Consider the following 13,901-nt stretch of genomic DNA (forward strand, 5'->3'; position numbering starts at 1 on the left):
GAATCCATAGATGACCCCCACCCTAAAATCTGAATACTCAACGATTGCTCCCAATAACGATCCAATGAGCGATGCTTTATCAAAAGTTCCAGCAGTGACTTTGATTTTTTGGCTAATAAAAGTTGCAGCAACGACTCTTGGTGAGACCGCAGGTGACGCTCTGTCAATGTCGATGAATCTAGGATATATCGTCAGTACCGCTATATTCGCTGTCATATTCGCCATCGCAGTCGCCAGCCAAATCAAAGCCAACTCGTTTAATAAATGGTTATATTGGGCAACGATTATTGCCACAACCACTTTAGGCACCACAATAGCAGACTATGTCACCAGATCACTGGGTATCGGTTACGCTGGCGGCTCAGCATTGCTTATAGTTTTGCTCGCAATCTGCTTATTCGCTTGGCAAAGGACTATGGGCAGTATTGCTGTTGATAGCGTTAGCAAGCCTAAAGCTGAAGTGTTTTATTGGACTACTATTATGTTTTCGCAGACTCTTGGTACGGCATTAGGTGACTGGGTTGCGGACTCTAAGGGCATGGGTTATACCACTAGCGCCATTATTTTTGGCACTTTATTAACCCTTATTGCTATAGCGCATTTTACTACTAAGATCTCTAAGACTTTGCTATTTTGGAGCGCGTTTATCCTTACTCGACCCTTAGGTGCAGTATTAGGAGACTTTTTGGATAAGCCTATAGATCATGGTGGCCTTGCTTTAAGTCGCTTTGGGGCGTCGGCGGCACTATTGGTTTTTATTATTGCTTGCCTATTAGTGTTTAAACAAAGAGCCAGTACTAAAGCTCACTGATGGCTTCAAATTAATGTCACTTAACTACAAAAACCGTTAACTATGATGCTTATCGATGCTGCCCGTGCTTGTTTTATACTTTCTCATCGCTAACAAATACACAGGATGAGCGATGGAAGCCAAAAATATTATGGAACCGCCAACCAATTGAGTGGCGGTCATCGTTTCATGATTAAGATAACCAAAAACACTAGCAAAAATAACATCTAAATTATAAATTAAAGAGGCGCGCACATTACCAATTCTATTTTGGAACTTTATTTGTAAAACAGTAGTTATTACTGTGGCAATCACTCCCATATACAGAATGGATAACCAAACCTGCATCGGTAAGTTATTTGGTATTCCTAAGCTTAGCGGATAATAGGATAGAAAAAAAACACAAAATAGTGACTGGAAAAATATAAAGCGTAAGCCATCACCAACCTTAGCACTAGGTTCTGAGGAGTCTTTAAAAAAGGACAAGTAGCCGATTAACAGTATTGATAAAGCAATAGCCAGAGAGGACAAGCCTGCCCACCAATAGCCTATATTAAATTGTTGAAACTTAGGATTCAAAATAATAATAGCGCCTACTACCCCCAAAGAAATAGAAAATACGTCAATCTTTTCAGGTTTTTTCTTGTATAACACTGAGGTAAATATGATGAGAATGATGGCATTAGTAGAGATTATAAAAGCAGTTGCAGAGGAAGGTAAAAATCTTAAAGCGTTACTTTGACCTACGAACTGTAGCGCTATTAGAAGACCAAAAGCCAAGCTTGCGACTATTAGCTTCTTATCTATTTTCAATAAGTACTTTATGGCAAAAGGGGTGATAAATAACAGCGCGATGAATGATCTAAAAAAAGCATAAATCCCAGCATCTACTTGGCTTACTGCATTATGAGTTATCGGAAACCCTAAACCCCATATCACTGGAATCAAAAAGATAAGGTAATAACTTTTTTTATTTATACTAGTCATATTAACCCTATATTCCTATAAAAAACCTGCCCCCGTCTGATGCCCCTATTACTTTATCGATAAAATCATAAATAGCGATCGGCGACAGTCGCAATGGCTAATAAATACTTATGCAACTTTATGACTATTTAGATTATCGAATAAACAGCAAGCCACTTTATAGCTCATATAAAGTGGCTTGCTGTTTATTTAATGGCTACAGCAACTACAGCAACTGACAGAGTAAAGCTATTAACAGTGAGCACTACAGGTCTACTAATAAGCTATTATTTAGCGAATAGTACATGCTTGCTTTTTTGATAAGCCGCTAGTCCATCCTCGCCAAGCTCACGACCAATACCACTTTGCTTAAAGCCACCCCATCCTGCTTCTGGCAGTACAATCTGTTGCTCGTTAATCCAAAAATGACCCGCATTGATTTGTAGGGCCATCTCTAAGGCGCTTGATTGATCGGCGCTAACAATAGTTGCCGCCAAAGCAAACTTACTATCATTGGCTAAGCGTAACGCCTCTGCATCATTTGTAAAGGTAGTGCTAACTAGCACTGGCCCAAATATCTCCTCAGTCCATAAGCGACTGGTTGTTGGCACTTTGGTATAAATCGTTGGACTGACAAAATAGCCTGCTCTATCCAATACTTGACCACCAGTAAGACAAGCAAGATTTTCCTCAGTAGCGATCTGTAAGTAGTTATGCACTTGCTTGAGATGTTGCTGGCTAACTAATGGGCCCATTTGCGTAGTAGCCGCAAAACCGTCACCAATATTGATAGTCTGGGTATGAGTTTTTAATTTTTGGTATAGGGACTCAGCTATGTCGCAGTGTACTAATAGCCTTGAGGTGGCTGAACATATTTGCCCAGCATTAGTAAATATACCGCCAACGATAAGCTCACAAGCCAAGTCTAAGTCGGCATCGGCGCGTACCACGATAGCCGACTTACCACCAAGCTCAAGACTGATATCTTTTATGCCTTTTGCCGCTTGGGTCATAACCTTCTCACCGATTGCATTACTACCAGTGAAAGATATTTTATCGATCAACGCATGGCTAGTCATCGCCGCCCCTACTTCAGCCGCGCCCGGCAAGATATTGACTACCCCTTTTGGTAGGCCGATAGACGACAATATATTGCCTAACATCAATTCTGGTAGCAGAGTGACCTCAGAAGGCTTCAATAGGACTGTGCAGCCTGCTGCTAAGGCTGGCGCTAACTTCCAAGCGCTAGTCACCATAGGGAAATTCCAAGGCACAATAAGCGCACAAATCCCAATAGGTGCATAAGTTTTTAGTAGGCGCACGCTGGATTCAGTGGTTGAGACTTCAGTCCAAGTCTCTTGCTTAGCAATGAGGTTGGCGTAATAGCGATAGCTAGCAATAGCATCACTAGCATCTATTTTTGCCTCTTCAACAGGCTTGCCATTGTTCAAAACTGATAGGGCCACTACCTTGTCGAATCGCTGCTCCAGTGCATCAGCAATAGCATGCAAATAACGGGCACGTTCGCTTACTGTGGTTTTTGACCAACTAGCCAAGGCAGCAGTAGCGGCCGTAACAGCAGCCTCTACGTGATCTTTAGTAGATAATCGTGTCTTAGCAATGACTTGCCCTACACTTGGATCATATAGGCAATGCCCATTATCACTATTACTATCATTATCGTTGTTACTGTTACTATTGGTGTTGCTGTCATCGGCTAATGGCGCTATCGTCACCCACTCGCCATCTATGTAAGCGGCATTTAAGACTAGCTCATTTTTGACGGTGCTAAGTGCTGCTTCTCTGCTTATAGAGCTATCTGTAGTCATATTCATAATTGGCTACTACCTTTAATGATGTTATTAGAATCAGCAGCTATACTAGTAACCGATTTGATTTTAGTAGTTATATCATCAAATCGGCTGGCGTAAAGGCTATAGTTCAGGGTGCTTAATACAGTAGATGAGCTACTGAGGTAATAACCACTAAGCTAATAATGGTACGAAGAATAAAGATAATAAATAGCTCTAGAATATTGAGCTTAATATTCGATTTCAAGATTAGAGCGCCAACCTCAGACATATAAATAATCTGAGTAATAGAAGCTGCACCCACGATAAACCGTGTCATCTCGCTCTCAATACTCTTACCAACCAATGCAGGTAGATACATATCGGCAAAGCCCATAATCATAGCAGGAGCAGCTTCTGCAGCTTCTGGAATCCTTAGTAACTCAAGCACTGGTACTAAAGGTGTTGCTAGCCAATCGAACACTGGCGTATATTCAGCCAAACCCAGGCCAATAGTCCCGATAGCGAAGATAACCGGAATAAGTCCAAAGTAGATATCAAACAAGTTTTTTAGACTGTTTTTGAATACGCTAGCTAAGCTTGGCATAGAGTGCGCGCGGGTTACTGCTCGATTCAGCGCCCATTGATACATACTGTATTGAGCTGGAATTTCTTCATCGAGCAAGCTTTTACCAGAATGATAGGTATCCGGCTTGAGAGATAAAGGCGGTATGCGCGGCATAATGATAGCGGCTATAAAGCCAGTCAATGATACAGTCAAATAAAAGTAAACGAAATTATTGTCAACGCCGATAGTTTTAGCAACTACGTAGGTAAAGGCGATAGAGGTTACTGAAAAGGTAGTAGCAATAATGGCGGCTTCGCGCAAACTATAAAAGCTTTTATCATACTCTTGCATAGTGACGAGTAGACCAATAGAGGCTGCCCCAAACCAAGAAGACATAGCATCTACTGCCGAGCGTCCCGGTAATTTAAACAGCTTAACAAATACCTTGCTGGCTAAAGTTCCCAAAAACTCCATCAAACCAAAATCAGTCAAAAACGGTAGCGACAAAATCGCAAAGAAAAATAATGGAATTAGAATTGGAACCAAATCCTCAAAAATAACCCCACCAGTATTACGATTGATAAGAAACTCAGGGCCTATCTGTAAAAAGATCATCCAAGCAAACGAGGTTCCTAAAAGGCGTGCTGCCAGCCAAAACCAATCGACATCGAACATCCCTTTTATTAGAGAACCCTCAGGTAAATTAGGTCGCAAGACTTTCATTACCAACGCCCCTACAGATGATATCGACACTATGGCTAATACCACATAAATAACGGCAGTCCCTAAAACTGCTTGTAGAGTATCAGTTAGAACCCCTAATAAAATAGTGATCTTGCCATCCCACTGAAATGGGATGATAAATAGCGCAATACCTAAAGCTGAGAATAATATAAACTTCCAAAAAGCTCCTTGCCACTGCTTGCCTTGCGGTGTTTTTGGATCAACATCACTATTCCCTAACACTGGCTGCTGCGACTTATTAACATGATTTGTCATCTACTTCCTCCTTGATAGGCGATGACCGCCAATTTTTCCCTTTAACTGTTTGACCAATTCCTGGATTGAGCGAATTGGTCGGATCCAAATCTTTATAAAAAAAGCTTAAGGCTGACTTAGCACGATAAATATGGCCTACGTTATGTTCAGCAGGGTATTCAATATGGCGCTGATCATAAAAATCTAGTAGGGCTTGCTTAAACTCTTTTGCATCCACATCAGGCTGTAACAGATAATCTTGATGCATCACATGACAAAAGAAGTGACCTAGATAAAAGCACTGTTTTACTTGACCTTGTAAGTTTTTAGGCAGCACTTCATCCCAGTCTAAGGCGTTTCTAGGTAGCGCAATGTCTGTTGATAGCAATTGACCAAAGTCATTTTGATGCAAGTGATAATAACGAAACATAGCCGCTGTTGCGGCGCTGCGGAATATCAATAACGCTTGCCCCTGTTTAGGTGTGCAAACATGCAACTGGCCTTGATGTTGTTGGATATGCGCCTGCAAAAAGCTCTGAGCTGCCTCGACATGTTCATCGGCTACTTTAATGATTAAATGATAATTATAGGCTAGTGCTTGGCGCGAGAACAACTTAGGAAGGGCGGCGGGCATAAATATTGAGGCTAGCTGTAGCAGACGATCTGGCAGAGTCTTTGGCAAGTGCCACTTTTCTAAGTAATAGCCTACTTGCGCTTGCAAACGATATAAAGCGCCTATCTTGCTAGCAGGTAATTGACGCATACTCAGGCAAGTATCACGACCGTAACGCAGAGTGATGACGTTATAGTCTTTATGCATATATTCCGCAAATACTGGCAAACGCATCTCACTTTTTAACCAAGCTTGCCGTAACGCAGTTAGGCTATCAGCGCTGTCAGTAGATATATAGAAGGTTTGCTCTTGAATGGTTTTAGGAAATGTCGCTACCCTGACTGCAAACACAATTAACTTGCCAGCGGAGCCAGCAGCTTCGAATAGACCTTTAGGATCATTATTATATCTTGCTGGAGTCGCAGCATCACAATCGCGTACCACAGTTTGATAATGCTGATTAGCACTAGCTCTATTGCTTATTGAACGATCCGTTATCAGCGTAGCAGTTGATAGAGAATCTATCGACGAAGCATCGACTTTTTCATCAAAGCGACTAGGCTGCTCAAACTGGCCAAACTGTAGGCTATTTAGTATCTGCTCTGGATCGTCACCAAGCTCTATCCCTAAATGATTGATAAGCTCAAACTGACCTGAAACATTGCGTCTAGCATACAGCGCCATCTCAGTATAAGCCGGACCACGCTGAACTAGCATGCCACCTGAGCTATTACAAATACCGCCGATAATAGAAGCTCCGACACAGCTAGAGCCCAGCACGGAATGCGGCTCACGGCCTAGCGGGGCTAAGATAGTCTCTAACTGTTGCAAGGTTGCCGCTGGTAGTGCAATAGCTTCTGTAGCATTATTCAGTAGATGAATACCGTTTAAAGACTGCATAGAAATCACTACTACTGGCCGATCATAGTCACCAAATGGAGTAGAACCCCCAGTCAGTCCAGTGTTCGCCGCTTGGGCAATAATAATAACGTCTGCTGCGGCGCAACTATTGATAACGCGCCACAGCATCACTAAAGATTGCGGAATGATGACCGCCAATAGAGGCGGTGTAGACTCATTCACCATACCTTTAGCATAGGCTTGCTGCTGGCTAGGTTTTGTGAGCACATTTTTGTGCCCAACAATATCAGCGAGGTCTATTAATAAGCGAGACGAGTGATTAGCATGGGACACTATAGACGCTCTTCCTTGATCGACTAGGGTTCAATATAACTGGCACAACTTGCATAACAAGCATAGCCAGCACCACTCATACCGATAGCTAGCTAAAATAGGTAAATGACTCACCCATTTCAGCGATAAAAGTATCAGCCTCATCGACTTCATAAATAAACGGTTGTTGCCCTGCTAAGTCCTTTTGCAGTGCCTCTATCAATTGCTGTTGGCTAGTGATTCTACGATAGCCCGCGCCAAAGCCAGCTGCTAAAGGCTCAAAATTTGGGGTTTTAATATTGACACCGATAAGCGGCAGTCCGCGCTCTTGCATATAACGGCGAATTTCGCCATAGCCTTGGTTATTCCACAATAATACGATCAAGGGTAACTCTAATTCAGATGCGCAGATAAGCTCCGCTATAGTAAACTGAATCCCACCATCACCGATCAAACTAATCACTGGATCATTAGTCGCCAATCTTGCTCCAATAGCAGCTGGCAAGCCGTAACCCAAAGTGCCGAAGCCGGTTGATGAATTAAACCACTTACGAGTAGCTAGCGCTTCAAAGCCATGATTACCGCTATAGACAGGCTGAGCGGAATCACCGACGATGATCACATCTTTAACGTTATCTCTAATCAGTTTGAGCAACGCATTTTGACCTGCAAAGCTGGCTGGCATTTGATCTATCAGTGCTTGTTTGACTTGCTCAATACGTTGCTCAGCTTGATGATTTAGGCCTTTAGCTAAGCCTTGCTGCTGCAGGCGCTCACACAATCCACTAATGGCCATTTGCGCATCACCTAATACCGCGATATCCGCTCTAAAGGGACGCTGCAATTGTCCAGCATCGCAGTCAATACGAATAAGAGTGCCGTTAATAGCGAAGCCTTCATCAAACACCACATCGTAGTCCGTCTCACCAAGCTCAGTACCAATAGCTAATACCACATCAGCCGCAGCAATCAGCTCACGACTAGGCGCTAGAGACTGATTACTTCCTAAGCTTAACGGATGAGCTGGTGGCAATAGACCTTTAGCATTTACCGTCAAGAATGTCGGTGCATCGATGAGTTCCGCAAGTTTTTGCGCGTCACTATCTACCCCACTGCAGCCGCCGCCGTACAACACTACTGGATTCTTTGCCGTTTTTAGACAGTCAATGATGGCATCGAGTTGGCTAGGATGCGGCAAAGGTCGCCTAACTTGCGCTGGCAATCTAGTATTTGCACTAGCATGACTATTTGCAGATGTGTCAGAGGCTTTAGGAGGCTTAGCAACATGGCTAGCATCAGCAGTGATGATATCGATAGGCAACTGAATATGCACGGGGCCAGGACGCGCGCCGTTGAATAAAGCAAAGGCTTCGGCGATAACTTTCGGTAGTGACTCCGGCTGCCAGATGGTCTTACTAGCTAGCGCCACTTTACTGACCATTCCTTGCTGATCATGCAATTCGTGCAAATGCCCTTCACCACTACCAGTATTACCGATTTTATTCACGCTAGAGATCACTAGCATCGGTATAGAGTCAGCAGCAGCTTGCGCCATGGCGGTCATAATATTGGTCATTCCGGGGCCAGTAATAATAAAACAAACCCCAATTTTGCCAGAAGCACGGTAATAGCCATCAGCCATAAATCCGGCCCCTTGCTCATGGCGCGGCGTCACATGGCGAATGTTGGTATTTGGCAGGCCGCGATAAAGCTCTACAGTATGCACGCCCGGAATACCGAATACCGTCTCTACCCCATAATACTCCAACCACTCTACCAATAGCTCTCCACAAGTTATTGAAGGCAAAACTGCCGAATTATTGGTTGCCGTAGTGACTATTGACGTTGCTTCCTGCATCGATTGCATGGTAAATCATCCTTGAAATCATTGAGCGTTTAGAGTTGAAATAATGTATTGGGGGTTAGGTAGTTGCCATAAGAGTAGCTCCTTAGAGCTATAGGAGCTACTGTTAAAAATGAGCTTTATTCACCAATCAACACTGACTAATAAATAGCCTTAACCTTTTCGTCGTAGCGTACACCGGGCAAAATACACAGCATCTCAAACAGCAAGTTTGCTGCTAATACTGAAGTGTTACCAAAAGGGTCATAAGGCGGTGAGACTTCAACTAAGTCACAACCAACAACGTCAAGACCACGCATACCACGAATGATCTCTATCGCTTGTGGTGAAGTGAGCCCCCCAATTTCCGCCGTACCTGTACCCGGAGCAAAGGCGGGATCAATTCCATCAATATCGAAGCTTAAATAGACAGGACCGTCGCCCACTTTTTCTCTAACTTCTGCCATCAGTGGCGTCAATGATTTATACCAGCACTCTTCAGCAGGTACGACACGGAAGCCTTGTTGAGTGGACCAATCAAATTCTTCAGCGCTATAACCGGTACCACGCAAACCTATCTGCACTACCCGATTACCATCAATTAGGTTTTCTTCAACAGCACGACGAAATGGCGTACCATGAGCAATTTTTTCACCGAACATATCATCATTAATATCAGCATGAGCGTCGATATGCACTAGCCCTACAGGGCCATGTTTCTTTGCTAAAGCTCGCAGAATAGGTAAGGCAATAGTGTGATCACCACCTAAAGTCAAAGGTATGGCACCATGGCTGACAATTTTTTCTGAGTAAAACTTTTCAATGATATCGATGCTTTTTAGTAAGTTAAAAGTATTGATAGGAACGTCGCCAATATCAGCGACTTGCAATGACTCAAAAGGGGCAGCGCGTGTAGCCACATTGTAAGGACGAATCATGCGCGACTCATCACGGATTTGTCTAGGACCCAATCTTGCACCACTACGGTTTGAGGCCCCAATATCTAGTGGAACGCCAACGAAAGCGACATCTAGCCCTTGAGCGTCAGCTTGAGTAGGTAGACGCATCATAGAAGCAAAGCCACCAAATCTTGGCATGTCATTACCACTTAACGGTTGATTGAATTCCATTTTCATATCCTTTAGGGTGATTGGAGTCATTAACGCTCATCAAAATAAGCAAATATCTGATATACATTTACAATACCTAAATAACTGCGGTCAAACCATGCTAAAGTTCAGAAGTAAACTTCTGATATTCAGTAGTAATCGCATTTTAATACTTATATCCAGAAGTTAATAACTTCCTGAAAATTTCTATATCGCTAAATGCTGCACAGGTACACTGAAGCCGCACTAAGTAAATGCGCATTTTTAGCGTCATAGCGTTAGTCAGTATTAATCACTGCTAACTCTTGCTAAGTAACATAATCTAGTTGAGGTAAAGCTAATGTTTAATGAATTGATTAGGATAGATGTCAAGACCTTGCGTAGTTTTATGGCTATTGTAGAGTGTCAGGGGGTGACCGCTGCCCAATCTCAACTAAATCTCACCACCTCAGTAATCAGTGGTCATCTTTCGCACTTAGAGGATCGGTTAAAGATGACGCTTTGTTTGCGAGGTCGTGGCGGCTTTGAGTTGACAGAAGATGGAATAGCGGTTTATGAGGCTTGTTTGAGCTTTCACGATGCGGTAGCTAGTTTTGAGCATCAACTACACTATATCCGGCAGCTGGACTCAGTGCGTGGCGGTCATATTCGTCTATGTCTAGCGGATCAGTTGCCAACATTTTTTTATGATGCCCTACAACAATGTCTATCCGCTAGCTATGAAGAAAATCCATTAATACATTTCTCTATTGATGTGCAAAGCCCAGAGAGTATGCTGGAGAATTTACTTAACAATGAGAGCGACATCGGGGTTGGTTATTTTAGTAGTTTTCCCCCTGCCCTCACTTTTAAGCCTGCCTTTACCGAAAAACAAGTGGTCTGCTGTGGGTCTAAACATCACCTATTTGCTCAAACTAATGCTAGTGAAGCAGAACAGTTAACTTTTGACAGGCTAGAACAAGACTACCCTTGGGTCAGAAGAGGCTATGGTGTAGATCATCAAATCAACCATATTCGCCCAAGAACTCTAAGTGCTACTACTTATCATATGGAGGCGACCGCACAGCTTATCCTTGCCGGACATCATGTGGGCTATTTGCCCAATGATTTAGCGAAACGCTATGAAGCGATGGGGCTAATGAGAATACTGTTAGTGGATGAAGCCAGTTATGATGTGCAACATCATTGGTCCTATCGACAAAACCTACATAAGCAAGTTGCGGAGTTTTTAGATCAAATGATTAAACTATTATTAGCAGGCCCTAGTGCTGGTTAATCAGTGAAAATCTGACTTATAAGCAGTTTTTGCTGTCGATTAAAAGATAACCTTAGTGCGCTTATCTATTTATTGTTTTCACCACAATCTAGTTAAACCTGAGTGAGGTAATAAAGGTAGTATGCTAAGGGCTATTAATCGGATAGTCAGGCAAATAGGCAAGCGAGCTAGTCGTTAGCCAACTTATGCCAGCTAATACTGCACAAGAACTCTGGGACTATAATCAGCGCTCATATTATCAGCGTCAACACTTTTCACTAATAGGGCTTAAAAAACATGGATACCCTCAATATCCTGTACTTAGTAGGTGCATTATTAATCTTCGCTAGCATCATGGCCAGCACTTTATCAGCACGTTTAGGCGTCCCCTTATTACTATTGTTCTTGGTAGTAGGCATGCTAGCAGGCGAAGATGGTATTTTAGGTATTCATTTCGCAGAATATGCTCTTGCCAACTTTATTGGACAAGCGGCATTAGCCTGCATCCTGTTGGACGGTGGCCTGCGCACCTCTTTTCAATCCTTTCGAGTTGGTCTCAAGCCTGCGGTAGTGTTAGCTACTTGGGGCGTGTTGATCACTGTATTAGTGTTGGGTGTGTTTGTCACTTGGCTACTGAACGTCGATTGGCGAGTTGGCCTACTAATGGCCGCTATCGTAGGCTCAACGGATGCTGCTGCGGTTTTTTCTCTATTACGTAATGGCGGCGTCAAGCTCAACGATCGAGTCCAAGCGACGCTTGAATTAGAGTCTGGCGCCAACGACCCCTTCGCCATCTTGTTAGTTACTGGCTTGATTGCCCTCAATCTCGATCCTGCTGGTCAAACGGTGTTTGGGTTCTTACTATTACTATTACAGCAGTTAGGCTTTGGCTTGATAGTGGGCTTACTGGCAGGATTTTTATTATCTAAGCTATTACCTAAGCTGCATTTGCCCGAAGGTATGTATGCCATTTTAATAATGTCGGCCGGGCTATCGGTATTCGCTGCGACCAACCTGATAGGCGGCAGTGGCTTTTTGGCTATATATTTGTCTGGGGTCATTATCGGCAATCATAAAGCCCACTCAACTGAGCATGTGCTACGGGTGATGGATAGCTTTGCTTGGTTATCGCAAGCGGTGCTTTTTGTAGTGCTCGGCTTGCTCGTCACCCCTTCTAACGTTATCAATGTTTGGTACTATTCAGTAGCGATTGTGGCCTTTATGATTTTGGTTGCCCGCCCTATCGCTGTTTATACTAGCGTCAAACCTTTTAAGTTCAAAGACAGAGAAATCGGCTTTATTTCTTGGGTAGGTTTACGTGGTGCGGTTCCGATCACCTTGGCTATTCTCCCAGTAATGGCAAGGATCGATAGTGCTTTTATGTTATTCGATATCGCCTTTGGGGTGGTAGTGCTATCGTTAATACTACAAGGGACTACCATCCCATTTATGGCCACTTTATTCAAAGTGCGCATTCCTGCCAATAATGAGCCGAAAGAAGAACATGAGGTTTGGGTATCTGATAAAGCCAGTATCACTTTATACGAGTTTGAAGTGAAGCCAGGTGCGTTCGCTATCGGACGCCACCCTAAGGTAATATCTAGCCGAGTCAGCCCTGATGAGATCAACGTCTTTGCCTTAGTACGGGGGCAAAAATTGGTCCCTGTCAAAGAAGATACTCAGCTGAAATTCGGTGACAATGTTTGGTACGCTATGCAAAGTAATCATGCCAGCCAAATTGCGCAAATCTTTAATGATACAAAATTAGATCGTCGAGCTATTGATGATTTTTATGGTGATTGGCTGCTATCCCCTAGTGTTAAGCTGGGAGACTTGCCTTTTTTTACCGGTGTAATGGAATCAGACTCGCTTGTTACTACCCTTCGACCCAATGCTGCTAACCCCTCAACCAACATGTGGCAACAGACCGTCGCTCAATATGTGACAGCAAATCTAGAGATCGCTCCTATTCCAGGCGACACGGTGGCAGTCAATGATGAATGGTCGCTGGTAATCAAAGAGGTCGATAATAAGGGAGCATTGAGAACCATAGGTCTAAAACGGCAAGATCTACCCATGGTCAATTAGCGCTACAGGGCAAAACGAGCTGTCATTGCTAAAGCACTGAAGCTATCAACCTTAAAGGTATCAATCTTAAAGATATCAACCTGTAAAATCTTTATAAAAATGATAAGTCTGTTCTAAAGATATTATAATAAACTTATTTATAAAAGCAGGTTGCCATCAAGGTTCTTTAACGCTATCGGCTATAATAAAAACCCCCTAGATAATAATTATTTAGGGGGTTTTTATAGTCACTAATTAAGCTGATTTAAGCCATAGTGATGATAGTCTCTTCGCTCAAACGTGATTTTGGCAGTAGAGCATTGAAGTCATTTTCAGTACGGTAACCTAGTGACACAACGGCTAATGCCGAATAGCCCTTAGTACGCAAATCAAATTCTTCATCAAGAGCCTTTAAATCAACGCCTTCCATGGGTACTGAGTCGATACCTAAAGTTGCGGCACCCAGTAATAATGCACCCATATTTAAATATACTTGCTCAACTAGCCAATGTGGCTCATCTTTATTTTCATAGCGACGAATATCCAAAAACATTTTACGGACTTCATGCATTTGCTCTTTGAATTTTGGTTCAGCAAAGCGGCCATCGGCATCTTCTTTATCTATAGTCAGTTCTTTTTAAATAAGATACAATCGTTTTAAAACAAACGAAATGGCAGAATAACAAATGACCTATTCAGCAGATTTTCGAGCACAAGTGATTAAAAGTGTCAAAAGCAAAGACATGAGT

10 protein-coding genes are annotated in these 13,901 nt (G+C 43.0%); 3 read left to right on the forward strand and 7 right to left on the reverse strand.

Annotation, left to right across the window (positions count from 1 at the left end):
- Nucleotides 1-10: 10 nt before the first annotated feature.
- Entirely contained in the window at nt 11-811 is an 801-nt protein-coding gene (locus tag KZA12_RS13295) for a hypothetical protein (protein ID WP_218690552.1), read from the forward strand.
- A 36-nt stretch (nt 812-847) separates the two neighbouring features.
- On the opposite strand, the gene KZA12_RS13300 is transcribed toward KZA12_RS13295, so the two are convergent.
- The 6 genes from KZA12_RS13300 to speB all read right to left on the reverse strand — a co-directional run bounded on the left by KZA12_RS13300 (nt 848) and on the right by speB (nt 9,857).
- Nucleotides 848-1,777, reverse strand: coding sequence for a DMT family transporter (locus KZA12_RS13300; protein ID WP_218690553.1), 930 nt, complete (start codon nt 1,775-1,777; stop codon nt 848-850).
- A 266-nt stretch (nt 1,778-2,043) separates the two neighbouring features.
- Nucleotides 2,044-3,591 carry an aldehyde dehydrogenase family protein gene (locus KZA12_RS13305; protein WP_256932980.1) on the reverse strand — a complete coding sequence of 516 codons (1,548 nt, stop codon included), beginning with the start codon at nt 3,589-3,591 and terminating at the stop codon, nt 2,044-2,046.
- A 115-nt stretch (nt 3,592-3,706) separates the two neighbouring features.
- Nucleotides 3,707-5,113 carry a YjiH family protein gene (locus tag KZA12_RS13310; protein WP_218690554.1) on the reverse strand — a complete coding sequence of 469 codons (1,407 nt, stop codon included), beginning with the start codon at nt 5,111-5,113 and terminating at the stop codon, nt 3,707-3,709.
- Nucleotides 5,097-6,899, reverse strand: coding sequence for a D-lactate dehydrogenase (dld, locus tag KZA12_RS13315; RefSeq protein WP_218690555.1), 1,803 nt, complete (start codon nt 6,897-6,899; stop codon nt 5,097-5,099). Before dld ends, KZA12_RS13310 begins: the two co-directional genes overlap by 17 nt.
- A gap of 88 nt (nt 6,900-6,987) precedes the next feature.
- A complete protein-coding gene (locus tag KZA12_RS13320) occupies nt 6,988-8,745 on the reverse strand; it encodes a 5-guanidino-2-oxopentanoate decarboxylase (RefSeq protein WP_256932981.1) in 1,758 nt (585 codons plus the stop codon).
- Nucleotides 8,746-8,882: 137 nt separating this feature from the next.
- A complete protein-coding gene (gene speB / locus KZA12_RS13325; RefSeq protein ID WP_201624023.1) occupies nt 8,883-9,857 on the reverse strand; it encodes an agmatinase in 975 nt (324 codons plus the stop codon).
- Nucleotides 9,858-10,170: 313 nt separating this feature from the next.
- On the opposite strand from speB, the gene KZA12_RS13330 reads away from it, so the two are divergent.
- Both KZA12_RS13330 and KZA12_RS13335 read left to right on the forward strand, forming a co-directional pair.
- On the forward strand, nt 10,171-11,106 hold the full coding sequence (locus tag KZA12_RS13330; protein WP_218690556.1) for a LysR family transcriptional regulator: 936 nt from the start codon (nt 10,171-10,173) through the stop codon (nt 11,104-11,106).
- A 276-nt stretch (nt 11,107-11,382) separates the two neighbouring features.
- Nucleotides 11,383-13,173, forward strand: coding sequence for a potassium/proton antiporter (locus KZA12_RS13335; RefSeq protein ID WP_201623979.1), 1,791 nt, complete (start codon nt 11,383-11,385; stop codon nt 13,171-13,173).
- 244 nt (nt 13,174-13,417) lie between these two features.
- Here the strand turns inward: KZA12_RS13335 and KZA12_RS13340 are convergent, their stop codons facing one another.
- On the reverse strand, nt 13,418-13,723 hold the full coding sequence (locus tag KZA12_RS13340) for a nitroreductase family protein (protein WP_218690557.1): 306 nt from the start codon (nt 13,721-13,723) through the stop codon (nt 13,418-13,420).
- Nucleotides 13,724-13,901: the final 178 nt, after the last annotated feature.

Source organism: Psychrobacter sp. BF1 (genome assembly GCF_019279065.1).
Taxonomy (GTDB): domain Bacteria; phylum Pseudomonadota; class Gammaproteobacteria; order Pseudomonadales; family Moraxellaceae; genus Psychrobacter; species Psychrobacter urativorans.